At 44.7% G+C, this 22,684-nt stretch carries 24 protein-coding genes, 2 pseudogenes and 1 riboswitch; of the genes and pseudogenes, 14 read left to right on the top strand and 12 right to left on the bottom strand.

Going from position 1 to position 22,684, the window contains the following annotated elements:
• Positions 1–78 precede the first annotated feature (78 nt).
• The gene (locus ITG10_RS25670) at positions 79–441 is read left to right on the top strand and encodes an MmcQ/YjbR family DNA-binding protein (RefSeq protein WP_017631586.1); all 363 of its coding nucleotides are present in this window, start codon (positions 79–81) and stop codon (positions 439–441) included.
• Positions 442–488: 47 nt separating this feature from the next.
• On the opposite strand, the gene ITG10_RS25675 is transcribed toward ITG10_RS25670, so the two are convergent.
• Complete coding sequence (locus ITG10_RS25675) at positions 489–1,232, bottom strand: phosphatase PAP2 family protein (protein WP_017631585.1); 744 nt, start codon at positions 1,230–1,232, stop codon at positions 489–491.
• A gap of 373 nt (positions 1,233–1,605) precedes the next feature.
• A riboswitch (FMN riboswitch) is annotated at positions 1,606–1,756 on the top strand.
• A gap of 187 nt (positions 1,757–1,943) precedes the next feature.
• On the opposite strand from ITG10_RS25675, the gene ribB reads away from it, so the two are divergent.
• From ribB to ITG10_RS26550, 3 genes and pseudogenes are all read left to right on the top strand, one after another.
• Complete coding sequence (gene ribB, locus ITG10_RS25680) at positions 1,944–2,600, top strand: 3,4-dihydroxy-2-butanone-4-phosphate synthase (protein ID WP_017631584.1); 657 nt, start codon at positions 1,944–1,946, stop codon at positions 2,598–2,600.
• Between the two features lie 389 nt (positions 2,601–2,989).
• Positions 2,990–3,838: a hypothetical protein gene (locus tag ITG10_RS25685; protein ID WP_017631583.1), complete on the top strand. Its 849-nt coding sequence runs from the start codon at positions 2,990–2,992 to the stop codon at positions 3,836–3,838.
• Positions 3,839–3,985: 147 nt separating this feature from the next.
• Positions 3,986–4,156: pseudogene (locus ITG10_RS26550) on the top strand (helix-turn-helix domain-containing protein); the annotation flags it as partial.
• Positions 4,157–4,210: 54 nt separating this feature from the next.
• Here the strand turns inward: ITG10_RS26550 and ITG10_RS25690 are convergent.
• Both ITG10_RS25690 and ITG10_RS25695 read right to left on the bottom strand, forming a co-directional pair.
• Positions 4,211–4,864, bottom strand: coding sequence for a cupin domain-containing protein (locus ITG10_RS25690; RefSeq protein ID WP_017631582.1), 654 nt, complete (start codon positions 4,862–4,864; stop codon positions 4,211–4,213).
• 132 nt (positions 4,865–4,996) lie between these two features.
• The gene (locus ITG10_RS25695; RefSeq protein WP_017631581.1) at positions 4,997–5,764 is read right to left on the bottom strand and encodes an SDR family oxidoreductase; all 768 of its coding nucleotides are present in this window, start codon (positions 5,762–5,764) and stop codon (positions 4,997–4,999) included.
• 105 nt (positions 5,765–5,869) lie between these two features.
• Between ITG10_RS25695 and ITG10_RS25700 the strand changes: the two genes are divergently transcribed.
• Positions 5,870–6,208: a helix-turn-helix domain-containing protein gene (locus ITG10_RS25700; RefSeq protein ID WP_017631580.1), complete on the top strand. Its 339-nt coding sequence runs from the start codon at positions 5,870–5,872 to the stop codon at positions 6,206–6,208.
• Positions 6,209–6,248: 40 nt separating this feature from the next.
• Here ITG10_RS25700 and ITG10_RS25705 read toward each other — a convergent pair whose 3' ends face one another.
• A complete protein-coding gene (locus tag ITG10_RS25705; protein WP_017631579.1) occupies positions 6,249–7,154 on the bottom strand; it encodes a LysR family transcriptional regulator in 906 nt (301 codons plus the stop codon).
• A gap of 250 nt (positions 7,155–7,404) precedes the next feature.
• Between ITG10_RS25705 and ITG10_RS25710 the strand changes: the two genes are divergently transcribed.
• Complete coding sequence (locus tag ITG10_RS25710; protein ID WP_248387025.1) at positions 7,405–8,124, top strand: SDR family oxidoreductase; 720 nt, start codon at positions 7,405–7,407, stop codon at positions 8,122–8,124.
• Between the two features lie 107 nt (positions 8,125–8,231).
• On the opposite strand, the pseudogene ITG10_RS25715 reads toward ITG10_RS25710, so the two are convergent.
• Both ITG10_RS25715 and ompW read right to left on the bottom strand, forming a co-directional pair.
• Positions 8,232–10,040, bottom strand: a pseudogene (locus ITG10_RS25715) (choice-of-anchor I family protein).
• 202 nt (positions 10,041–10,242) lie between these two features.
• A complete protein-coding gene (ompW, locus tag ITG10_RS25720) occupies positions 10,243–10,884 on the bottom strand; it encodes an outer membrane protein OmpW (RefSeq protein ID WP_017631574.1) in 642 nt (213 codons plus the stop codon).
• A gap of 400 nt (positions 10,885–11,284) precedes the next feature.
• Here ompW and glgC point away from each other — a divergent pair, with 400 nt between their 5' ends.
• On the top strand, positions 11,285–12,505 hold the full coding sequence (gene glgC, locus ITG10_RS25725; RefSeq protein ID WP_017631573.1) for a glucose-1-phosphate adenylyltransferase: 1,221 nt from the start codon (positions 11,285–11,287) through the stop codon (positions 12,503–12,505).
• A 110-nt stretch (positions 12,506–12,615) separates the two neighbouring features.
• Here the strand turns inward: glgC and ITG10_RS25730 are convergent, their stop codons facing one another.
• Both ITG10_RS25730 and ITG10_RS25735 read right to left on the bottom strand, forming a co-directional pair.
• Positions 12,616–14,064 (bottom strand): Na+/H+ antiporter NhaC family protein, encoded by a 1,449-nt coding sequence (locus tag ITG10_RS25730; RefSeq protein ID WP_017631572.1) that lies wholly within the window; start codon positions 14,062–14,064, stop codon positions 12,616–12,618.
• 425 nt (positions 14,065–14,489) lie between these two features.
• The gene (locus tag ITG10_RS25735; protein WP_017631571.1) at positions 14,490–15,074 is read right to left on the bottom strand and encodes a hypothetical protein; all 585 of its coding nucleotides are present in this window, start codon (positions 15,072–15,074) and stop codon (positions 14,490–14,492) included.
• 292 nt (positions 15,075–15,366) lie between these two features.
• On the opposite strand from ITG10_RS25735, the gene ITG10_RS25740 reads away from it, so the two are divergent.
• The 7 genes from ITG10_RS25740 (at position 15,367) to ITG10_RS25770 (ending at position 18,723) form a co-directional block, all read left to right on the top strand.
• On the top strand, positions 15,367–15,714 hold the full coding sequence (locus tag ITG10_RS25740) for a hypothetical protein (protein ID WP_017631570.1): 348 nt from the start codon (positions 15,367–15,369) through the stop codon (positions 15,712–15,714).
• Between the two features lie 22 nt (positions 15,715–15,736).
• Positions 15,737–16,222 (top strand): hypothetical protein, encoded by a 486-nt coding sequence (locus tag ITG10_RS25745; RefSeq protein ID WP_026084322.1) that lies wholly within the window; start codon positions 15,737–15,739, stop codon positions 16,220–16,222.
• A 3-nt stretch (positions 16,223–16,225) separates the two neighbouring features.
• Positions 16,226–16,720 carry a hypothetical protein gene (locus tag ITG10_RS25750; protein ID WP_017631568.1) on the top strand — a complete coding sequence of 165 codons (495 nt, stop codon included), beginning with the start codon at positions 16,226–16,228 and terminating at the stop codon, positions 16,718–16,720.
• 59 nt (positions 16,721–16,779) lie between these two features.
• Positions 16,780–17,187 carry a hypothetical protein gene (locus tag ITG10_RS25755; protein WP_017631567.1) on the top strand — a complete coding sequence of 136 codons (408 nt, stop codon included), beginning with the start codon at positions 16,780–16,782 and terminating at the stop codon, positions 17,185–17,187.
• A 1-nt stretch (position 17,188) separates the two neighbouring features.
• Positions 17,189–17,656, top strand: coding sequence for a hypothetical protein (locus ITG10_RS25760; RefSeq protein WP_017631566.1), 468 nt, complete (start codon positions 17,189–17,191; stop codon positions 17,654–17,656).
• Positions 17,657–17,973: 317 nt separating this feature from the next.
• Positions 17,974–18,330, top strand: coding sequence for a ribosome-associated translation inhibitor RaiA (gene raiA, locus ITG10_RS25765; protein WP_017631565.1), 357 nt, complete (start codon positions 17,974–17,976; stop codon positions 18,328–18,330).
• A gap of 237 nt (positions 18,331–18,567) precedes the next feature.
• The gene (locus ITG10_RS25770) at positions 18,568–18,723 is read left to right on the top strand and encodes a DUF3012 domain-containing protein (RefSeq protein WP_017631564.1); all 156 of its coding nucleotides are present in this window, start codon (positions 18,568–18,570) and stop codon (positions 18,721–18,723) included.
• 173 nt (positions 18,724–18,896) lie between these two features.
• Here the strand turns inward: ITG10_RS25770 and phnE (ITG10_RS25775) are convergent, their stop codons facing one another.
• From phnE (ITG10_RS25775) to phnD, 4 genes are all read right to left on the bottom strand, one after another.
• Entirely contained in the window at positions 18,897–19,700 is an 804-nt protein-coding gene (phnE, locus tag ITG10_RS25775) for a phosphonate ABC transporter, permease protein PhnE (protein WP_017631563.1), read from the bottom strand.
• Positions 19,700–20,524 carry a phosphonate ABC transporter, permease protein PhnE gene (phnE, locus tag ITG10_RS25780; RefSeq protein ID WP_017631562.1) on the bottom strand — a complete coding sequence of 275 codons (825 nt, stop codon included), beginning with the start codon at positions 20,522–20,524 and terminating at the stop codon, positions 19,700–19,702. Before phnE (ITG10_RS25780) ends, phnE (ITG10_RS25775) begins: the two co-directional genes overlap by 1 nt.
• Positions 20,512–21,282 (bottom strand): phosphonate ABC transporter ATP-binding protein, encoded by a 771-nt coding sequence (phnC, locus tag ITG10_RS25785; RefSeq protein WP_017631561.1) that lies wholly within the window; start codon positions 21,280–21,282, stop codon positions 20,512–20,514. Before phnC ends, phnE (ITG10_RS25780) begins: the two co-directional genes overlap by 13 nt.
• 147 nt (positions 21,283–21,429) lie before the next feature.
• On the bottom strand, positions 21,430–22,470 hold the full coding sequence (gene phnD, locus ITG10_RS25790) for a phosphate/phosphite/phosphonate ABC transporter substrate-binding protein (protein WP_008216587.1): 1,041 nt from the start codon (positions 22,468–22,470) through the stop codon (positions 21,430–21,432).
• Between the last annotated feature and the right edge of the window lie 214 nt (positions 22,471–22,684).

Consider the following 22,684-nt stretch of genomic DNA (forward strand, 5'->3'; position numbering starts at 1 on the left):
GGCGAAATAAAGACGGAAAGAAGAAAGACATCTTAGAAAACTAATACAGATCAAACACCCAATAGATAAGGACGTTCTATGACTTACGACGAATTCAATGCATTCTGCGAGTCACTGCCTGCAACCAGTTATGTGATGCAGTGGAATAACTCTCACGTTTGGAAAGTGGGTGGCAAGGTGTTTGCGATTGGTGGTTGGGGACCAAAAGATGAGCCTGCGTTTATCTTCAAGGCGTCCGATCAGAATTTTGATTTCCTGAAAGAAGAGCCGGGCTATAAACCCGCACCCTACTTTGCTTCGCGAGGCATGAAGTGGATTCAGCTGTTTGAGAGCACACCAGAAAGGGATGAGGAACTAAGATACTACCTCACTGAGTCACACCGAATTGTGTCTTTGGGGCTTACCAAAAAGAAACAAGCAGAACTCGGGCTCAATCAGTAACCAGAATCTCTGCTTGTTAAATATAGAATTATACACTTCTTAAAAGCTTAGGCCTCTCTTAAAAACTTGGGCAATAAAGGTTCTATCTTTTGCGTTGGAATCAGTGGCACCAATAAATAAATTAAACCCGCAAAGGCGATAGACGCCGCTAAGTCTTCAGGTCGATGCATACCAAGCCAAACACGGCTATAGGCGACACCACCAGCCCAAACCAACATACCGCCGACTAGATAAAAGCGTTTCGCCTCTAGGAACAATCCTCCAAAGAACGCCAAACACACACCGACGAAAATCATGTGCCCAGACGGGAAAGAGTAGTCAGTTTCACCTAACCAATGACGCGTTCGCCACTCGCTGACCTTATCTTGCACAGATTCAATCGCTGCATTTTTTTCTACCAAAGGCAATTCATAAAACAGCTCTGGCATTTCAATCACTTCCTGCGTCACCAAATACTCAGAATATGGACGCGGGCTCTCTGTTGAATGCTTTAAGAAGGTCTTTGCTGCAAAGCTAAGTACCAATAAAAAGCCTAACTGCAGACAAAGGCTGACCAGCTTAGCTTTGGAAAACTTCATCGTGAGCACTACTAAAGACAAAACAGCGAGCGCTACCAAGAATCCTTGATTACCTGCCGAGTAAGTCACGAACGTCATGAAGGCGCCATAGAAAGGCAGAACCGCGCTTCCAAGGTCGAAGTCAGATCCAAAGATCAAAAAGGGTACTAGGGAATACAAGCTTAAAACGAGCAGTAATAAACCTTTGGATTTGTTAGAGAACAGAGAAGTCATGGCTAAGATCTTTGAGATAAAGTGGTCGGATGCTATCGCAGCTTAACATCGCCAATATCAATTTTGTGTCAAAACGGTCAGTCAGCCGTCATGGTGTAACAATAATCGATTAATGGGCCTCTTGAGTATTGATCTGATGAACTATCGCGTCATCACTAATAATACAGACCATCCACTTGTGCACATATAGACATCAAAACCAACTAAACATAGCCTGCGCTCCACTAAAGACCACACGCCAAGGTCTGCCGATAAAGTGAACACTTACCGGACTATAAGGTCAAAATCTGAAAAACTTTGCTGTCAGTCCTTTAAATCCACTATCGAAAGGATTACCATCTGGCCTGCTTTCAAAGCAAAACAGATTATTAATTTTTATTCTCAGGGCGGGGCGAAATTCCCCACCGGCGGTATGTCCTTAGCAAAATCTAAAGATAAGCCCGCGAGCGCTCGATTCGTCGAGGTCAGCAGATCTGGTGAGATGCCAGAGCCGACGGTTATAGTCCGGATGAGAGAGAATGAAAACACACTCGTTTAAGTTGGAAAGGCGTACCCGCGTGAGTTGGGTTCGTGCCTCCAACTTAGGCGAGTGCATTTCGTTTTGGATAAAACCATAATGAGCTAAAGCCTCTTGTAATGAGTAGGCTTTGTTGTGCTCGGTTGAGATCCCTCATACAGCCCTGATTCTGGTGATATTTTAGGAGTTTAACCATGAATCAGTCTTCACTACTTGCCGAATTTGGCGAACCAATCACTCGCGTTGAAAACGCACTGCAAGCTCTACGCGAAGGTCGTGGTGTACTTTTACTTGACGATGAAGATCGCGAGAACGAAGGCGACATCATCTACTCAGTAGAACACCTAACGAATGCTCAAATGGCGCTTATGATCCGAGAATGCAGTGGCATTGTGTGCCTGTGTCTAACTGACGAGCAAGCAAACCAACTTGATCTTCCACCTATGGTTGTTGATAACAACAGCGCAAACCAAACTGCGTTTACCGTAACTATCGAAGCAAAAGTTGGCGTAACGACAGGTGTTTCTGCCGCGGACCGTGTAACAACGATCAAGACAGCTGCAAACCCAACAGCTAAGCCTACTGACCTAGCTCGCCCTGGCCACGTATTCCCACTACGCGCTCGCAAAGGTGGCGTACTTGCTCGCCGCGGCCACACAGAAGGTACAGTGGATCTGATGCAAATGGCTGGTCTTCAATCGGCAGGTGTACTATGTGAAGTAACTAACCCAGACGGCACGATGGCAAAAGCGCCAGAGATCGTTGCTTTTGGCAAACTTCACAACATGCCAGTACTGACCATTGAAGATATGGTGATGTACCGCACTGAGTTCGACCTTAAGCTTGCGTAACGTTTAGCCCTAAATGCTAAACACTTAGCAGTTAAGGTAACTGAACTGCTAACTGAACATTGAAAGGCCTCACCCTTACTGCTTTTTATAATTAAAAGCATATAAGGGGTGAGGCCTTTTTAATTTCTGCAGCTTGAAACAACCCAGAGATGGATCGCCAAAGTATCTCTACTTATCGAAACCTCCCCAACCTAATCGTTAGAAAAGCGTAACCTCTCAAAAAATCCTGCAAAATATGAGAAGCATTCACTCGAATGGTGAAGTTATGCACCATAATCGATCACTCATAATTCTAGTAAAATCATAAACAACTGAAATATAACACTTATTAATTTTGGCACGGTGTCTGCACTACCACTAAGTAGGTATACAAATATTAGGAGTTGAATATGTTTGTAGTTATTTCAGTGGGTTTATCCCTATTAGTACTTGCGGCCCTGTTTCATTTCTCAAGGAAGAGACAAACAGCGTTATCACACAGGTTTGAAACCTTAGTTCTGCTTCGAGAGTTATTGTTGTTATCACGCAAACATCGCGCGGCAACGCATTACGCTCTAGCTTATAAATTGTCTAGCGACTCGATTCGTAAAGTGAACGAGATTTACGACAACATACTTGAGGTATCTGAGCTACTTCAGTCTCATGTCTCGTTCGATAGTCGCCCTATGTATCGTATCTTTCACCTCAAGCTCATCGCCATGCACAGTGACTGGCAAAACCGAACTTTGGTACGTAACCAATCAATTCATGGCAAAACAATTCGCCATAGCATGTTCTTGATGGATGAAGTGATGATCATCTGGCTGATTCAGTCTGAGCGTGAAGACATGAGCCGTGAATATCACATGAATTGGCAACAGATCTTAGACTGCATGGAGATATTGACCAAGCTGAGAATGTGTATACCTGATATGGAGAAGCCAGAAGAGTACGCGAGATTCAAATTCTACGCCTCTCAGACACACAGAAAACTTAACCAATTATCGATTATCTGCCCTATAAGCAGTGGGTCACCCATTTGCACACGTGCGATGCATGCACTTACCGAGATCGCATCAAGTACCGAAGCAAATCAACCGGCAGATACCATGTACGAATTGACAAGCGATATATCAACCGTCGTTTCAAAAGTGTACGACCAAGTATTAACGGACATTACCCGAAGCTTGTATCGACCTTTACCTGACATTAACGAAAAGGCGATAGACACCCGATTATCCGTACATCATTACATGTAAAGACTTCGTGAGAGGAGAGCGTGCTGGAACTCTGGATTATTGAGTTCAAATCCGATATCACCTTTGATATCGGATTTTTGTATTTATGGACTTTTAAATTTCTATCGCTATGTAACATTGCCTATAAAGTTTCAAACATCTCCAGACTTGATATTGTAAGTCAGAGGTGAATTAGCCGAACACTATTTGGGAAAATCGACACTGTCACTGGGCGAGATATCCTTCTTACTGGGATTCAAAGAAGCGAACTCATTTATTGGTGCCTACAGCAATTGGAAAGGGGTATCACCGGGTATCTACAGAGAACAGGTTCATTGATTTGTTCTCTGAGATTCATTCCAAACCAAAACAATGGCTCAGTCATGGCGCGAGCTAATCGATCGGCAGGTGTCCAGTTTTGACTAAGATGACCGTCTCTTCTTCCACATAAGGGAAATGCTCGCTCATGTGAGGGCTACGCATCCATGTGTGTTTCGGGTACTCGCCGTGTTCATCTTTGAAAGCGCCCGACAACACAAAGATCTCTTCACCACCAAAATGACGGTGTGGCTGAAAACGTTCGCCGACAGGCCACTTCACTAAAGCAACATGTTCGTGCTCAAACTCGTGCAGTGGCATGACTTGTAAGCCACCAATACCCGGAAGCCATTCCGTTTCTAGTGTATTGATACGAACTTGGGTTAAGTCTCTCGCATCAAACTGGTTGAGCTTAACCAAGATTGTGCAGCCATTTTTGCTTGATGGCGAATGCGTGCTGCCCGGCGGATTGCGGATATAAGTGCCCGCAGGGAAATCTCCGGTTTCATCAGAGAAGATACCCTCTAAGACGAAGATCTCTTCACCTTGCGGATGCGGGTGCTCAGAAAACGAAGATTCAGGATCGTACTTCACCACACTGGTCGTGTGACCCGATTCTTTCTCTTCCCTTTCTAACGGCTTACGCCATACCCCTTTGGCAGGGCTCGCGACCCAATCTAGTGGTTCGGTTTCTATAACCAGTCTCTTTGAAAAGTCCATGTTGAACATAGTGGCGACCTTACTCTTGTTATCGTTTTAGTTATTATTGTCTTTCTAGCTTCTATTCTACGCGAATACTCATCAAGGAGGCCATCTCGCTGCTATTTTGCCTGCGCGACAGCCACCTTAAAAGAATCCTAATTAATTGCGGCCAGCAATCACACCACCATCAACATCCCAGATTGCACCCGTTACCCAATCAGCACTGTCTGACAGTAAGAAAGAGATGCTATTGGCGATGTCTTTCGGTAAACCAACTCGACCAATTGGGTGGAACGCATTGAAACCTTCTAGTGCTTGGTCCACCTCTTCCGGCTTAATGAAAGATTCGTAAATCGGCGTTTTAACCACAGCCGGAGACACGGCATTCACACGAATGTTATGCTCAGCCAGTTCCATTGCCATGTGCTGGGTTAATGCGTGCAGGCCAGCTTTAGCCATTGAATAGGCAGAAGATGGCGTCGCTTTGATTGCTTGCTTACCCCACATAGAACCAACGTTAACCACACTGCCACCGCCATTCTTGATCATCAATTTGCTTATCGCTTGAGTGATGAAGAAGGTTGCTTTATTAAGCTGCATGTATTGCTCGTAATCAGATTCTTGGTGTTCAATAAACGCTTTAGGGTTGAAGTAACCTGCAGCATTCACAAGGTAACCAATACCTTCATCTAACGACTCAAGGTGTTCGATAAGGCGAGCCACACTCGCATCATCATAAAGGTTAGCTTGCCAACCTGAAGCGTGACCGAGCGATTGCAGTTCTGACACCGCTTTATCTAACTTAGTTGGGTGATTGCCGACAACCAACACATGGATGTTTTGAGCGACTAACTGCTTCGCTGTTTCAAAGCCCATACCACTTGTGCCACCGATTACGACTGCAATACCATTTTTAGTGAAGTTCATTTTGTTATCTCCTAAGTCATGTGAACGTGGTAATCTTAGGCTTTGAACTAACACTATGAATAGTAAGTACAAATCGGTTAGGTAGGTACTTATTGGTACATCTTTATGAAAAATCAGGAAAACTTTTTTTCAAGAAAATCAGCACCAGAGCGTTCCGCTCGTATGGTGGAAACCATCTATGGCTGTAAATGGCCGCTAACGGTTTACCAATTACTGGCAAATGGCATCAATCGCCCCGGTGAAATGGTGCGCTCGGTCGAAGGGTTATCGACCAAGGTATTGAATGAATGCTTGAAGCGAAATGTGGAGTTTGGGATTTTAGATAAGCAGATGTTCAACGAACTGCCACCAAGAGTTGAGTATCAAGTAACACCCTTTGGTGAGAAGTTTTTGCTGATTCTGGACCAACTGGAAAGCCTGCAAAACGAAATCGACGAGATGTAGCCCAAACCAGTCAAACGAATCGCAGACACAGTAAGCACACTTAGCTGACTGGCATTTGCTCGAAGCGACTTTTTACAAAATCAATGAAGGTTCGAATTCGGCTCGGTTGATAGCGGTCTCGATGGTAGATCGCTGAAAAGTCAACTTTAGGCACCACCCATTCTTCAAACACCTGCAACAGTTGCCCGTCATGGAGCTCTTGTAAGCAATAGATGGTAGGTACACGAATAATCCCGTTGCCTGATTTCGCACCCTGTACCAACACTCGTCCATTCTTACATTGCAGCCTGCCCGTCACATGCACATCAACCGTTTTCTTGGTGTCATCCAACGCTTGAAAACTCCACTTACGCACCGACCCCGTTAAGCAATCATGATGGATAAGATCCTTAGGGTGATTTGGCTTTCCTTTGCGAGCGAAATACTCAGGGCTCGCGAGTGTTCCCATTTCAATATCCAATAGCTTTCTTGCGATAAAGCCTGCATCTTCTAGGCTGCCCATGCGAAAAGCGATATCGAACGCATCTTCAATCAAGTCGACTCGATTACTACTGAAATCAAGGCTAATACTGATGTCTGGGTAGAGTTGCATGAACTCATTCACTAGATCCGCAATGATCACTTCCCCCAAATAACCGCCAACACAGTTTACTTTTATGTCGCCGCGCACTTCTTCGACATCGTCCACAGCAGCAATCAAGGCTTGGTCTATATTATCTAAGGCTTGTTCGCATCTCGCGTACAGGTCTTGCCCTGCGTGAGTCAGCCTCAAGGTTCGTGTGGTGCGGATAAACAGCGTTACACCCATCTGCTTCTCGAGGCTACTCACTTGGCGTGATACATGGGAACGAGACACATCAAGTTCCTCCGCCGCTTTAGTGAAGTTACCTAAACGAGCGATAAGCACGAAAGAACGAATATCAGATAGGTTAATTTGATTGAGCATGGTCGCCAACTTACTTGTGAAATTTGAAGATGATAAAGCTATAGAGTTATGACGCTATAAAGCTATAAACTGAACGCACTTATTGTTGCACTACAGCAACAGTGTTTCACGTAAAGCGCTATATATCAACAATGCTATTTTCCTTAATATACCTCCATCGCAACGAAGCAAGGCAACAAGCACTTGATTCGAATGCACTTAAACAATACGTCGTAGCCAACCGACGCAATTAAAGTACAGAGGAAATAAAATGAAAAAACTAATCGTAATTACAGGTGCAAGCTCTGGTATTGGTGAAGCAATCGCTCGTCGTCTAAGCGATGAAGGTCACCCTCTGCTACTTTTAGCTCGTCGTGTTGACCGCCTTGAAGCGCTGAACCTACCAAACTCATTATCAGTGAAAGTAGACGTAACAGACAAAGCGTCTTTTGATGCAGCAATCGCACAAGGTGAAGAGAAGTTTGGTCCAGTAGATGCGCTTATCAACAACGCAGGTTCAATGCTTCTTGGTCAAATCGATACTCAAGACGCTCAAGAGTGGAAGACAATGTTCGATGTGAACGTAATTGGTCTTCTAAACGGCATGCAGTCTGTACTTGCTCCTATGATGGAACGCAACACAGGTACTATCATCAACATCAGCTCAATTGCGGGTAAGAAAACATTCCCAAGCCACGCGGCTTACTGTGGTACTAAGTTCGCGGTACACGCTATCTCTGAGAACGTTCGTGAAGAAGTAGCAGCTTCAAATGTTCGTGTTACGACTATCGCACCAGGTGCTGTAGAAACTGAGCTTCTGTCTCACACTACATCTCAAGAGATCAAAGACGGTTACGATTCTTGGAAAGAAGACATGGGCGGCGTATTGGCAGCTGACGACATTGCACGCGCTGTATCATTCGCTTACCAACAACCACAGAACGTATGTATCCGTGAAATCGCTCTAGCACCAACTAAGCAACAGCCATAGGCCTTTGCTATTGCTACTAAATCAGCGATGAAATAAAAAAGCGCCGCGACTTAACAAGTCGTGGCGCTTTTGTTTTGATTCAATCTAATTGCTAGCGATAAGCGAGATTAGAACTCAACGCGATAAACGGATGTGCTACCACTCACTTCGTTGCCAACCGCAATAAAGTGGTTACCAGAACGGGCGAAATACTTGATTGACTCTGGGCCTAGGTCACCCGCTTTAGCGTTGTAAGTATCGTTATCGCAATCACCGTCTTCATCAACCTTGGTACACACTGGTTGTGTAAAGTCTCGGTTGTTCAAGTAGCTGATGAAACTTGCGTTTTTAGGCTGTGTTACGTCGTAAATCATGATGCCACCTTGGCGCTCAAGACCAATAAAGGCATAGTGCTTACCGTTAATCTTAGCCACTTCGATCGCTTCAGGCTCAACCCCTTTGTCATCACTGCGATCGTCGCCACTTTGGTTGTTATCATTGGTGCTATTGAAGTTTGCAGGATCTTGCTCAAGAACGATTCGAGCAAAGTCATCACCGCTATCAAACACTAGCTCACCTGACTCATCCCAGATAGAGAAAGAACGGCTACCGAATGCTTGAACTTTTTGGTCAGCTGCCAGTGTTCCTTGTGGATTAATCACCTTAAGACGAGCAAGTTGCTTATTGTCTTTGAGTGCCCCTGCCAATGGGTGGTTAGCATCAACGTCGAGCTTCTTGCCACGCACTTCATCGACATACGCGATACAAAAGTCTTTTTCTGTGGTGTAGTTTTCGGTGCCTTTATAGTCATCACCATCCCACTCAAACCCTTTATCATCACACACTTGTTGTGTCGTCTTAATGCCATATTCACGGCCATCACCTTCGTTTGCTGTCACAATGTAGGTGTGACCATCAACACTGTAGCTGGTGATGCTGTCTGGCATGTAAAGGCCTTCCAACATTGGATAATTTTGTAGGTTACCGATGTTTTTGTCTTTGTTTGACGCATCCAACTGAGCAGTATCCCAAGGTTTTCCGCCTAGTCCCAAAATCACATCCACTTCTGCACTCGCCACGTCAATCGCTGCCAATGCATTGTTTTCTTGAAGGGCAACGTAGAGCTTACCGTTATCCGCAAACGTTAGATATTCCGGTTCTAGATCTTGAGCCACAGTCGCATTAGGCGCTGAAATTCGAACCTTGCCAGTCAATTCTTCATGGCGAGGCTGACCTTGATTGAATGCCTTGAAATCAATTTGAGTCACTTTTGCTTGTAAAGGACCATTAGCTAAATCAACCAGCGTCACAGAGCCTTCAGGATCAATGCTGTAATCTGCATTCGGCTCACCTTCGTTTGCTGATGCGATGTAACGGCCGTCTTTCGAGAAGCTCACCATGTCTGGCAATGCGCCAGCAGTGTATGTGGTGATCAGCTCTAACGTGTCTGAACGATAAAGTACAATGATGCCGTTCTGTTGCTTGTCAGCATTTTCAATCGCGACAGCAACTAATCCTTGGTGAGTCGACACACTGTTCGCTGCACCGATATTAATACCCGAAGCCGCAGCGGCTGATTGAAGGTCGATAGAACCCTCAGATGTCGGTGTGCTATCAGCATTCATCGACAACACATCGACTTTCTGCGCTTGAGCGTTAACCACATAAAGCTTATCGGTACATGAATCGTAGCTGACGATTTCGGCTGCAGAAGTATCAAACGGAGCGTCAGCAATAGAACTGCCCACCAGAGTAAGCCCGGTAACTTCAGCATCACTTGCGATTGGCTGTTGGATGGATTGGCATTGAAGACTAAAAGCATCGAGTGATGCTTGAGATTATGTTGTCGGCTTTGAAGTTGATTGAGAACAACCAACTAAAGCCGAGCTTACTGCGATAGGTAGTAATAAAGTCAGCTTATTAAATTTACGATTCATATATCCTCCATAATTTGAATCGCGATCATAGAGGCCGCTTATGACAGTTATCTTTCCCTTTTGTTAACAATAGGTGACGACAATCAGTTCCTTTTACCCATAACAACAGCAAGTTGGAATGAGCATTCCATTAACAAGCAAGCAAAAAAAAGCGCCCAAGCTGGCTGGGGCTTGAGCGCCTTTAGTAAACTGAGTAGGTGGGTTAGAAGTTGTAACCACCACCGATCATGAATACCCATGGGTCGATATCAACGTCTGTTTTGAACGTGTCTGTAGCCGTTTTGTATGTCGCTGTAGTACCGATGTCTGCGTACCAGACCGATGCGTTTAGGAACCAGTCCTCATTGATCATGTAGTCAATACCAATGTTTGCAGCAAGGCCCCAAGAATCATCCAAAGACACATCCGTTAGGCCTGCATTTTTGCCGTTAGCATTCAATCCTTCGTCAAAGAACACAGTGTAGTTGATGCCTGCACCTACGTAAGGACGGAAGTCGCTGTTCGCTTCACCAAAGTAATATTGAACCATGAACGTTGGCGGAAGGTGTTTAGTGTCAGCAATTTTGCCTAGACCGTTAACAGAAATGCTGTGAGAAAATGGGCTTGCTGCTAGGACTTCAAAACTGATGTTGTCAGTGAACATGTAACCGAAAGTAAGACCAAGTTGAGTATCAGAATCAACTGAGAATTCTAGATCAGGGTTGTTAAGTACAGCGTCACTGCTGTCGTTTGGAGATACCGTTGCTGCACCTGCACGGATTATAAAATCACCTTCTTTATGAGCAAGAACATTCGTTGACATAAGAGCCGCAATAACCGCTATTCCACATACTGTTTTTTTCATTATTATTTCCTTTTGAGGGCTTATTCTTTATTGGTGAATGAGTAATCATTTCTTATTTTGCGTGCAAGGTAACATACAATAACCCTACTTTATTGATGGAAATCAATTTGTGAAAGGTTATGATTATTTGTGTAAATTTATATCGACCCGATCACTTTATTCCTTCATTTTATTGACAGTTTTGTAATGCAACTTTTCCGTGCATCATTTTGTTAACTCTGCCTTTTCACTTTGCTCGGATCTCTTTGGATCAAAATAGAGCAATCCAACATCCCGTACGCATCAATTTGGTGCAGTCTCGCAGAGTTCATTGTCACCTCGTTTAATATTCAATGAGTTACATTTGGCGTGGTGCTTGCAAGTCTATGTTCATAATCATAAATACATTGAGGTTCTGACTATGCAAGACACTCTAACAATCGTTCTGGCCGGCGGTGTTGGCTCTCGGCTTTCTCCCCTCACCGATAACCGCGCAAAACCTGCGGTACCCTTTGGTGGCAAATATCGAATCATCGATTTCACACTCGCGAACTGCCTGCACTCCGGACTTCGCCAAATTCTGGTACTGACTCAGTACAAGTCTCACTCTTTGCAAAAACACTTACGTGATGGTTGGTCGGTGCTTAACCCCGAGCTCGGCGAATACATCACCAATGTTCCCCCGCAAATGCGCACAGGTGACAGCTGGTATAGCGGCACTGCCGATGCGATTTATCAAAACTTGTATTTGCTGTCGCGTAGTGAAGCCAAGCATGTAGTAGTCTTATCCGGCGACCATATCTATCGCATGGATTACGCACCAATGCTCAAGCAACATAAGCAGAATGAAGCTGACTTGACGGTCGCCTGTATGGAAGTGTCAATTGATGAGGCCAAAGAGTTTGGTGTGATGGAGATAGACGAATCTCTGCAAATCAATAACTTTACCGAGAAGCCACGCTACCCCGCGTGCGTACCCGGCAGACCGACCCGAAGCATGGCTTCAATGGGAATTTACATCTTTGATAAAGAAGTACTGACACAGGCATTATTGGCAGACGCAGAAGATCCAGACTCAAGCCACGATTTCGGTAAAGACATCATTCCGAAGTTAGTCGGCAACAACAGCGTTTACGCGTATAAGTTTGGTGACGAAGAAGGACGCGTAACCCAAGACGCATACTGGAGAGATGTAGGTACAATCGACTCTTATTACCAATCGAATATGGACTTGTTGAAACCAGCCTCACCTATCGATTTGTACCAACCGGATTGGGCAATTCGCACCTATGATCCGCAACTGCCGCCCGCACGAACTATTGCTTCGGTCGAAGGTAACCAAGGGATTTTTATCAACTCGATGATCGCGAATGGCGTGGTGATTGAAGGTGGTTCAGCGCAAAACTCTATCTTCTTCCCTAAGGTAAAAGTCAGCAATGCCGCGATTGTGATTGATAGTATTCTGTTTGAAGACGTCGAGATCGGGCGAAACTGTCACATTCAAAACTGCATCATCGATAAGAACGTTAAAATACCGGATGGAACACAAATCGGCATAGATAGCCTTGCCGATGCCAAGCGCTTCCACATATCGAAACAAGGCGTAATAGTGGTGCCCTCTTCTTATCAGTTTGAAGAGTGATGCTTCACTTGAAATAGCTTATCTCTAAACCAACAAAGGCAGCGAATTCGCTGCCTTTTTATTTGCTTAGAAGATCTCAAGCAAAGCTTATCCGGTTAATAACCCAAGCTTTAGAATGGACCCAACTCAATCATTTGAGCGATCACAACCGAAACCAACGCACCCACTGACCAGAACAAGAATAACGGTAAGAAGAAGCGAACCCACTTGGTGTAAGGCACTTTTGCAATCGCCAGTACAGCAAGCAAGCCGCCATTGGTTGGGTAAATGTAGTTAGAGATACCATCGCCCAATTGAGAAGCCAACGCCGCAACTTGACGAGTTACTTTACCAATGTCCGCCAAAGGAATGATGATTGGCATGGTGATAACCGCTTGACCACTGCCCGACGGAATAAACAGATTAATCGCAGCTTGTGAGAAATAGATACCCGCCGCGGCTACAAGTTTAGAACTGCCTGAAATGATCTGCGCAAGATAGTAGATGATTGAGTCGACAATCTTCGCGTCTTCCATAATGGTCAACACTGAGCGCGCAAAGAAGATGATCAACACAGCAACCAATACATCGCTGACACCTTTGGTCCAATATTCACAAATCTTGTTGGGAGACAAACCCGCCACCAAACCTGGAATGATCGCCATCGCCACAAATGCACCCGCAATCTCGGTAAAGCCAAAGCCCATCGTCAGGGTACCGAAGATCATGTATGCGAACACACCTAAGAATGCGATACCTGCGAACTTTTCACGCGTGGTCAGTGTTTTCGCTTCAACATTTGATTCGTAGTGGTAACCCGTGCCGTGTAACAAGCCTTTGGTTGGGTCTTGCTTTACTTTGCGTGCATAACTCAACACATACCAAGCGCCCGTCAAAAGCATGAACATGCCAACAATAAAGCGATACCACATGCCCGAATACATAGGGAGTTCAGCAATAGTGTGTGCAATACCCGTGAAGAATGGGTTTGCCAATGCGGCCGCAAAACCTGCACAACTCGCGAGTAGGACAACACCAAGAGCCGTGATCGCATCGTAGCCAAGCTTGATACAGATAGGGATCATCAGCGAGATAAAAATAACATCAAGCTCACGCATACCAGTGAAGGTTACGTTGAAGAAGATCGCCGTCATGATCACAGGCGCAATCACGTACAAGCCTTGTTTCTTAAGCTTAGTGGTGAGCGCAACAACCGATGCGTCTAGCAGACCCATGTGTTTGATAATACCGAAAGCACCACCAACAAATACCACAACACCCATCACGCCAGAAGCGGATTTGAAGCCTTTAAAAAATGATTCGAAAAAAGAGGCTAATGTTGTTGGATTGCTCGCTAACAGTGTGTAGCTGTCTGGGTCGATAACCGTGCGACCATTCATGACCACTCGTTCAAATTCACCAGCAGGGATAAAGTAGGTTGCGATTGCTGCAACAATTACCATGATGACCAAAGAAAGAAACGGGTGGTTTACTTCTTTCTCTATCGAAGCTGTATTACCAGTTGAAGATGTATTGCCAGCTGGAGATGTAGGTACGGACGTAGATACCGTAGACGTCATATAGACTCCTTACTTGTCAGCAACCAAGAAGTACTTGGCCGCCAAGGGGGATTTTGGGGAAAACGAAACCCTTCACGCTGAACTGAGTTCGCGCTAATTAGGCTGTTTCTAAAAGGCCTTTGATAGATGGTGCTCTCAAATGTACATAGTGAAGTAGTGAGAACTACTCTCTTTGCGTCCGAGCAAAATGCAGATGTTCAGCCAAGTCAGGCCAAACTGAATGAGGTCATTACAAGCAGATAAACAGAAAAAGACTGTTTGGGTAATGCGTTTTTTATCAATTACAAAGACAAGCGGCGCATACTAGCACAACAGGCGGTAAAATGTCAGGAAAGCGTGATTTTTATCACACTTTATCGAACCATAAAAAGCGCCCTGTAAAACAGCGCGCTTCATCGATCATACAGAGAGGTAAATCTAAGAGATTATTTTGGTGCTAGTTCGTAGTTCTCTTGCATCTCATGAGGAGCAATCCCGTACTCATAGTCCGCTAAGTAGCCATCCTTATATACCTTCATTCCTTTTTCATCCCAGCTCACTTTAATCACTGCAGTTTTGCCATCTTTACTGCCCATCAGCTCTAACATTTCAGCATCGATCTTAATCGCTTTGATGGTTTTAATACGCTTAAACGGCTTAAATTCTGTGGTCGATGTTGGTAGCGAACCATAGCTGCTAACCCATGTATCCTTTGGAACCAACCATTGGTTGAAAACATCATCAACAATCGCTTTCGGCATGCTTGCAATAACTACATCGTCTGTCATTACGTTATTGGTTTCTAGCCTGTAACCACCCTTTCCATCTGAAACGTAGGTAGGAAAATCAACGCCAATTTCAGATTCAGCAGGCAAACGGCCTAACGTCACCGACTTCTTAACATACAGTTCTGCAGTATCAAATTGCTGCATGATCTCTGGAATTTTCTGAAACTCAACAGGCGCGGCAAAAACATTAAAAGCGAAAGAAAGTGAAGCTGCGATGGCAGCCAATTTAACAGGCATTTTCATGGTAACGGATCCAAGTTTAACGAAGTTGTTATGGTATCCCGTACTAACAAATACCTCAATAAACTGCAGCGGCTTATATTGCTAATTGTGATATTGAGTGACGAAATCATAAATAGTTACTTTGCCCTTTTCTCCTCAGCTCTACCCGCCTAGTTTCGCTGTTCGGCAGTTCCAACCTAAAAATCTTAGTCATTTTTACCGTACTATCAGCCTTATGTCAGTGGCGCAAAATGGTAAGTTCTGCATTCGAACAAAACTAAAATGAGACCTCGATCATCATTTTGAGGTTCTCATGAAGGCTATTTACATCATTGCTGCCGCGCTATTGCTGAGCAGTTCTTTGGCAAGCGCAAACGTGCACAAATGGAAAAATACCGAATTTCAGACCTACTCAGACAAAACACAGGTCAGGTTTCTATTGGTGAATCGTTACACCAAACAAGCCGACTACTACCTGCGAATTGATGACAAAGAATTTCCAAACAAGATCCAATTGACTGCCAATCAAGAGATTGAGTTGGATATCAATGTGAAGACACCAGCAGGGCAAACGACCAAGAAAAAGATCTGCACACGCATGGTGACGGACTCTCCGAACAGCTACGAAGTGTGCACCAACCTTAAATTCAAGCGCTATTAACCCAATTCAAACGGTACTAACGATGCAAAAAATCATCACAACGCTGCGCAGGGCTTTATTGACTGTCGTAGCACTGGCTGTCGCTTCATTGACCAGTCTTTCTATAACGAGCCCTGCAATGGCGAACCCGATACCGAGCATATCCAACCCGTCAGGAACCGACCGAGTTCGTACCTCTGAAGGGGCTTCGTGTGAGCAAGCCATTTCCACGGGCAAAACCGTTCAGCTCGGTACCTATGGCTCAACGGGTAATGAAAATAGCGACAGCTATTACAACAACTATTACTACCAGAATCAGGATGAAGCAGGCATTTACGCCGCTGTCACACTGCAGTTTGGTGGTGAGGATCGAGTTGACTGTCGTCGACTCTACGAGTTCGAGCTCCGTGAGCGAGAACGTTTAGAAGAGCTGGCTCAAGCGGAACATGAGCTCAAGCTATTACAAATCGAAGCAGAGAAATATCGCCTGTTGAAGATGAAACAAAGCAATACCACTTTTTCGGAGTAAAAGATGCTTAATAAAAAACCATTACTTGGCTTAGCAGCCATATCTATTTTTGCCACTGGATCGGCATTTGCACAACCTCCCGGTGATGGAGATGACAAAACTGGAGATGTCGTGTTCTCGGCATCGGTTGAATCTCAATGCGGTATAGAGGCTACAGAAGATAAAGCTGACCTAGCGTTTGGCGAAAATTACAATGATTCCCATGCGACTGTAAAACTAGTTAGCAACAGAAACGGAATTAAAGTTAGAGCCGAAGAGATAAAAATCGAGTCTTTTGACGGACAAATCCAAAAAACTGATGTCTTTTTCCAATCAACGGGGACCACAGAACTCGACCAATCCGCGATTGGGTGGGAGTCAGGTGTAGACATCACCCGTGATCAGATTCGTGAAGACAACAATATGAACCTATTCGCGCGTGTTGCGGTTGATGAAAGCAACCTGGATGCAAGTGACGATTACGAAGTGAAGACAAAATGGAAGATTGAGTGTAACTAAACATCATCTCTCCCACGGCAAGCCCTCTAATCACGAGGGCTTACTGACTTAGAGGCTTTATGAAAACCTTACTATTATTCTTATCGATCTTATTTATCGCGCCCTACGCTGTCAGCACCGGCTTCGATAGACAAGAAGTCGAACAGTTCAATCAAATATGTGTCGATGGTTCAGAGAATCACGAGCGCCGAATTTTTGATGCACTCTCAAATTCTGAATATATCGACTGGTCGAGTATCGAGTTAATCGACACGGAAAGCCGTGTTAACTACACCGATACCACAGTCGCAGCTAAGCAAAATGGGCGCGTCACTTGTGATCTGATTGTTGAGTACAAGTATCACCATGCCGACATTGTGCTGAGCTCAAGCTATCAGGTATCCCTCAAAGATCAGCAAACCATCAGCAATGTGGTAGTCACCGAACAAGCGGTCACGGACTTTATTGTCCGTGTTATGGTGAACTAACATGCTACGTTTTTTTATCACGTTCATTCTACTTAGCTTATCTAACTGTACGTTTGCATCCAATAATCACTCTACATTGAGCTTTAAAAAGCATGTGCGAGAGCGCTGTGGGTTAGAGGTGATTAACAACCAAGGTGAGATGAGCTTTGGTCAGGACTACGATGGCCGAGCGATCACGCTTAAGCTGGAATCCAATCGAAAAGATTCGCGATTGCTGCTCAAACTGCAACATATTGATCTAGGCTCAATTGATGAGTCTCGTATCTCAGAGCTCGTACGATTCAAAATCGAAACGCCCGTTCGTTATGAAGGTGACATCAATTATTGGCGTCAAGGGGTCGAATTTCCTAGCGAGCAACTCGCATCGAATAAAGAGGTCGCGATTCAAGCGCGTATCACTATCCCAGAGTCACAACTGACAGCGGGTGAGTTTCACTTCAATATGGAGTGGGCAATTGAGTGTCTATAAATTCACAACTTGAGCGCAGCTTTTTATCAAAACCAAAGATATTCCCTAAGTGACAAGTTCGGAATTATAAAACTGATAAAGAGAGATTCACTGGTATTGAGCGCTACGTTAGAGCAAATTATCAAGGATGGGGTATTTTTGAACATGTCTCGAAAACACGAAACATAATATGCGATCAGTTATTCAGACTTTCAAGGGAGGAAGGAGAGATTATTTAATAACACTGAAGTCAATCACACATGTGTACTTTCTCTATTGGTTAATCTATCCGATGTTTGCTACGTTTAAATGACACAGTCATTGGAAAGGTATGATTTATGAAAATAAACGTTCAAACACATCACGTATCAATTAACGACGACTCACGTAAAGACATCGAAGGTAAATTCGAAAAGATATCTAACCATTTTCCATCACTGATTAGCTGCGACATCATCATTACAAAAGAACATGGTCAACATCAGGTTGAAGTGTTCACCAACTACGAAGGTGTACGTGTAAACGCAAAAGCTACAGATGACGTTATGTATCCGGCTATCGCATCAGCGATTAAGAAGCTAGAAGCAGGCCTAAGTAACCGTAAGGGACAATTAAAAGCAGACCTACACGAGAAACCAACAAGTACCAAGCCAGAGATTGCTTCGGACATCATCCAAGAGATGAAATTGGTATAATTCTTCAAGTAGTTCAAGCTTACTAACGAATAGAAGCTTATAAAGAATTGCAAAGCCAGCACACGTTGCTGGCTTTTTCGATCTTGAGACACATAATCCCCTCTCGTTACCAAATCGCTATTTCAACTCAAATCCATATCCTCTTTAAATCCCTTAAGTCTCTGGTTGCTATAACAATCATCAATGGTATTTGATACAGTGATAAGCATAAATCTAGACCAAAACGGAATATTTGTTATGAAGAAAGTCGCGTTGATCCTTTTCCTAGCCACTCAATTAATGGCTTGTACTGAGGTTGGTAGTGAAGCTTGGTGTGCGGATATGAAAGAAAAGCCTAAAGGTGACTGGACGGCGAATGAAGCAGGTGATTTTGCTAAGCACTGTATTTTCTAAGCGCTCGCTTTCCGTTAAATAGAGTTAAATACAGAACACACCGCATAAAAAAACGACCGCTAGGTAGACCGAATTACCTAGGGTCGTTTGAGCTTTAAAATGCTAGATAGACAAGCTCTCAACTTTCACACGAAACACATGTCATAGAAAACATAGTGAACACCACACTCCTATTAGATCAGTTTGTTACGGATATGGATAACCACCGCTTCAGCAACGATAACCACCGCAAAAATACTCACTAATACCATCGAAACCTTTTGCCATTCAAAAAGGTTTTGCGCATCATTTAGCACCACGCCAATACCACCAGCGCCAACCAAGCCCAATACCGCAGATTCACGCACGTTGATGTCCCAACGGAATAACACGATTGAGTAGAACGCTGGCATCACTTGTGGCCAATACCCTTTCAGTAAGATACTCATCCACGAAGCTCCCGTTGCACGTAAAGCTTCGATAGGCCCCATGTTCACTTCGGCAATGGCTTCCGCTAACAGCTTCCCTACAAAGCCGATACTGCGAATTGCAATTGCCATAATGCCTGCGAGAACACCGGGGCCAAACAGTGCGATAAACAGTAACGCCCAAACTAGCGAGTTCACTGAACGTGAAGACACGAGGAAGAATTGAGCGATCCAGTTCAACGCTTTATTCGGTGTAATGTTTGGTGCGTTCAACAACGCCAAAGGAATCGCAAACACCAAAGTAAACAGTGTGCCTAATGTCGCGATGTGTAAGGTTTCAATCATCGCAGCGTGAATCGATTCTGGATAGAAGCCGTAGTCCATTGGCACCATTCGCTCGAACATATCTGCAAACTGAGCAGGCGCGTCATAAAGGAACTCAGGAATCACTTCTACCGTCTGCCAAGACCACACGATGGCGCATACAAGGCTAAGGTAAACAGCGAATCGAGCCACACGCTCGTTGGGTGTAAAGCGCTGCCACTCTCTATCGATAGATGCTGTTGTCATTAGAAGATTCTCCTAACAATGTTGGAAAGAAATTCACCGACAAGAATCAGTGCAATAATGGTGATCAAAATAGCGGCGACGAAGTCGTAATCAAAACGTTGGAAGGCAGAGAAAAGTGTCCCGCCAAGGCCGCCCGCACCTACGATGCCCACCATGGTTGAGTTGCGAAGATTGGAATCCAACTGGTAGCTTGCAAAGCCGATAAAGCGCGTGAAAACCTGTGGCATAACGGCATACAAAATCACACTAGTAAAACTAGCGCCTGTCGCTTTAATTGCTTCAACCGGTTTAAAGGAGATCTCCTCAATTGCTTCTGCAAACAACTTGGCGATAAAGCCAATCGATGCAAACACCAAGGTCAAAATTCCTGCTAGCGCACCAAAGCCCACCGCTTTCACAAACAAGATGGCGATAATCACCGGGTGAAAAGAACGGCACAAGGCAATAAAGCCACGAATTGGCGTTGATACGATTGACGGCATCATGTTTCTCGCGGCAAGCAAGCCTAAAAATAGTGAGATAACGATGCCGAAGAAGCTTGAGATGATCGCGATCTGTAAGCTTTCCGCTAACCCACTCAACAGTAAACTGGTACGCGAGAAATCAGGCGGAAACATTCGAGAGAGTAATCGCTCACTTTCACCAAAACCGATGATCAAACGATCAAACGTCAGCCCTAATGTCGAAAAGCTGTAGAACAGGTAAGCAATAATGCCAACGATGATCGCTCGATTCATCCATGACACCTTAAATGGATTTTCATGGTTCGCTGGCGATGTGTGTGATGAAACGCTTGGCGATGAGCTTGGGTTTAGTCCAGCCATGACTCACCCCCATAAATGATTTTCAGGTCTTCCTCTGAAATGCCTTCAGGACTGCCATCGTAATGCACCTTGCCATTACACATACCGATGATGCGTTTAGCATAACGCTTGGCTAGGTTCACATCGTGGATATTCACCAATACTGGGATATTTTTCTGCTCAGCGAAGGTTTCCATCAACTCCATGATCTCAACCGCGGTTTTCGGGTCAAGTGATGAGGTTGGCTCATCCGCCAATAAGATATAAGGGTCTTGCATTACTGCACGAGCAATACCAACACGCTGCCTTTGACCGCCAGATAAGCTGTCGGCACGTTGGTTTGCAAAGTCTTGTAAGCCAACAAACTCCAGTAGCTCAAACGCCTTTGCTAGGTCTTGCGCTGAATAATTACGACGCCACGCATTCCAAGCGGTCATATAGCCTAAGCGACCACTCAACACGTTTTCGATAACCGTTAAACGCTCTACCAAGTTGTACTCTTGAAAGACCATGCCGATATGACGGCGCTGTTTACGAAGTGCTTGGCCTTTTAGTTGAGTCAGGTCGGCACCATCAAAGATAATCTCCCCTTGGCTTGGGTCATTAAGGCGATTGATACAACGCAGAAGTGTACTTTTACCCGTACCTGATGGTCCGATAATCGCGATGATGCCAGGCTCATCGATATCAATATTAATGCCTTTAAGGATTGGCTTGCCTGCCACATATTCATGAAATAGGTTGTTGATCTTTATTCCGTCATAGCTTGCTACGGCCATACTGCATTTCCTTGTGCGAATTTTTGAATGATCTATGCCCTACCCGCGAGGGCATAGATTTTAATTAAGGTAAGTGTTCTGGGAGACCTAGGCTTGATATGAAACCTAAGTCTTCTTTGGAGCTAAGATCTTCTTTGGAGCTAAGAATTAGCCGTTGTTTGCTTGTTTCGCTAACTCAGCGGCTTTTTTCTTTGCACGTTTAGCGGCGTCTTTTTCAGCCAGTTTTTTCAAACCTGCTTTGGTGTAAGCCGTGCCCGTCGCGTGGGCGATATCACGAATCACGTCCCACTCTTCTTTGTAGCTGATTGGCGAGAAACGGTCTGCACCTTTGAATGATGCACTCATCTCTGGTGTGAAGCGGTAGCTGAAGAAAGCTTCGTTGATCTTCTCAACTAGCTCTGGTTTTAGGTTGTAAGCGTAACCGAAAGCAGACGTTGGGAAGCGAGGGCTGCGGTAGATAATCTTAAGCTCAGAATCATCAACACGGCCTGCTGCCACCATACGGTCGTACACATCAGATGCCACAGGTGCTGCATCATAGTCTCCGTTGAAGACACCTAGAATCGATTGGTCATGTTTACCTGAGTAAAGCACTTTGTAGTCTTCATCTGGTACTAACCCTTTAGCTGGGAATAACGCACGAGGAGCTAGGTTGCCAGAGTTTGATGATGCAGAAGTGTGTGCAACCTTTTTGCCTTTTAGATCAGCCATGGTGTTGATGCCGCTGTCTTTGCGCACAATGGTGATCAGATTGTAGCCTTGGAAACCAGACTCATCGCCTTTTACTGCAATTGGAACGTAACCCGCTAGGTTAACCGCGTAGCCAGTTGGGCCCGTAGAGAAACCAGCAACGTGTAAACGACCAGAACGCATCGCTTCTACTTGTGCAGAGTTCGAGTGCACCGTGTAGTAGATCACTCGCTTACCTGTGATTTTACTTAGGTGAGCTTGGAAGTCGGCAAACGCATCTTTGTACAGCGCAGGGTCCTCTACTGGTGTGTAGGTGAACACAAGCGTACTTGGGTCATTCCACTCATCTGGATTCTTTGGTGAATCTGCCACCAAGTCTTGGTTTTCATCACAGTATCGATCGTCTAACACACCACGGCTAGAGCAGTCGCTTGCCATAGCCATTGAAGGAAGTAGTAATGAGCTAGCGATTAACAGTCCTTTAACACTGATTTTCATATTCAAACCTTACTTTTACTTATTGTTGAAAGTCACCTTCACCATTGCAGCCTTTGTGCCATATTTTTATTTATTTAAATTCAACAGCTTAAATTAAAAATCAAGTTCAACAATCTATTTTGAGTCATTCATGTCCAACCCAAAAGCTTACATTTGGGTCATTTCTGTCCCATCAATTTTAGTGGTAAAAAAAGAGCCCGAAGGCTCTTTGGTT

This window comes from Vibrio sp. ED004 (assembly GCF_023206395.1).
Classification (GTDB): domain Bacteria; phylum Pseudomonadota; class Gammaproteobacteria; order Enterobacterales; family Vibrionaceae; genus Vibrio.

What these genes read in the sequence shown, in the direction of transcription:
- ITG10_RS25745 (WP_026084322.1), top strand. Translation starts at nt 15,737, where the DNA reads ATGCAAAAAATCATCACAACGCTGCGCAGGGCTTTATTGACTGTCGTA.
- ribB (WP_017631584.1), top strand. Translation starts at nt 1,944, where the DNA reads ATGAATCAGTCTTCACTACTTGCCGAATTTGGCGAACCAATCACTCGC.
- ITG10_RS25695 (WP_017631581.1), bottom strand. Translation starts at nt 5,764, where the DNA reads ATGAACTTCACTAAAAATGGTATTGCAGTCGTAATCGGTGGCACAAGT.
- phnD (WP_008216587.1), bottom strand. Translation starts at nt 22,470, where the DNA reads ATGAAAATCAGTGTTAAAGGACTGTTAATCGCTAGCTCATTACTACTT.
- phnE (WP_017631563.1), bottom strand. Translation starts at nt 19,700, where the DNA reads ATGACAACAGCATCTATCGATAGAGAGTGGCAGCGCTTTACACCCAAC.
- ITG10_RS25690 (WP_017631582.1), bottom strand. Translation starts at nt 4,864, where the DNA reads ATGTTCAACATGGACTTTTCAAAGAGACTGGTTATAGAAACCGAACCA.
- ITG10_RS25705 (WP_017631579.1), bottom strand. Translation starts at nt 7,154, where the DNA reads ATGCTCAATCAAATTAACCTATCTGATATTCGTTCTTTCGTGCTTATC.
- ITG10_RS25740 (WP_017631570.1), top strand. Translation starts at nt 15,367, where the DNA reads ATGAAGGCTATTTACATCATTGCTGCCGCGCTATTGCTGAGCAGTTCT.
- ITG10_RS25760 (WP_017631566.1), top strand. Translation starts at nt 17,189, where the DNA reads ATGCTACGTTTTTTTATCACGTTCATTCTACTTAGCTTATCTAACTGT.
- ITG10_RS25770 (WP_017631564.1), top strand. Translation starts at nt 18,568, where the DNA reads ATGAAGAAAGTCGCGTTGATCCTTTTCCTAGCCACTCAATTAATGGCT.
- phnE (WP_017631562.1), bottom strand. Translation starts at nt 20,524, where the DNA reads ATGGCTGGACTAAACCCAAGCTCATCGCCAAGCGTTTCATCACACACA.
- ITG10_RS25700 (WP_017631580.1), top strand. Translation starts at nt 5,870, where the DNA reads ATGAAAAATCAGGAAAACTTTTTTTCAAGAAAATCAGCACCAGAGCGT.
- raiA (WP_017631565.1), top strand. Translation starts at nt 17,974, where the DNA reads ATGAAAATAAACGTTCAAACACATCACGTATCAATTAACGACGACTCA.
- ITG10_RS25685 (WP_017631583.1), top strand. Translation starts at nt 2,990, where the DNA reads ATGTTTGTAGTTATTTCAGTGGGTTTATCCCTATTAGTACTTGCGGCC.
- glgC (WP_017631573.1), top strand. Translation starts at nt 11,285, where the DNA reads ATGCAAGACACTCTAACAATCGTTCTGGCCGGCGGTGTTGGCTCTCGG.
- ITG10_RS25755 (WP_017631567.1), top strand. Translation starts at nt 16,780, where the DNA reads ATGAAAACCTTACTATTATTCTTATCGATCTTATTTATCGCGCCCTAC.
- ITG10_RS25750 (WP_017631568.1), top strand. Translation starts at nt 16,226, where the DNA reads ATGCTTAATAAAAAACCATTACTTGGCTTAGCAGCCATATCTATTTTT.
- ompW (WP_017631574.1), bottom strand. Translation starts at nt 10,884, where the DNA reads ATGAAAAAAACAGTATGTGGAATAGCGGTTATTGCGGCTCTTATGTCA.
- ITG10_RS25730 (WP_017631572.1), bottom strand. Translation starts at nt 14,064, where the DNA reads ATGACGTCTACGGTATCTACGTCCGTACCTACATCTCCAGCTGGCAAT.
- ITG10_RS25675 (WP_017631585.1), bottom strand. Translation starts at nt 1,232, where the DNA reads ATGACTTCTCTGTTCTCTAACAAATCCAAAGGTTTATTACTGCTCGTT.
- ITG10_RS25735 (WP_017631571.1), bottom strand. Translation starts at nt 15,074, where the DNA reads ATGAAAATGCCTGTTAAATTGGCTGCCATCGCAGCTTCACTTTCTTTC.
- ITG10_RS25710 (WP_248387025.1), top strand. Translation starts at nt 7,405, where the DNA reads ATGAAAAAACTAATCGTAATTACAGGTGCAAGCTCTGGTATTGGTGAA.
- ITG10_RS25670 (WP_017631586.1), top strand. Translation starts at nt 79, where the DNA reads ATGACTTACGACGAATTCAATGCATTCTGCGAGTCACTGCCTGCAACC.
- phnC (WP_017631561.1), bottom strand. Translation starts at nt 21,282, where the DNA reads ATGGCCGTAGCAAGCTATGACGGAATAAAGATCAACAACCTATTTCAT.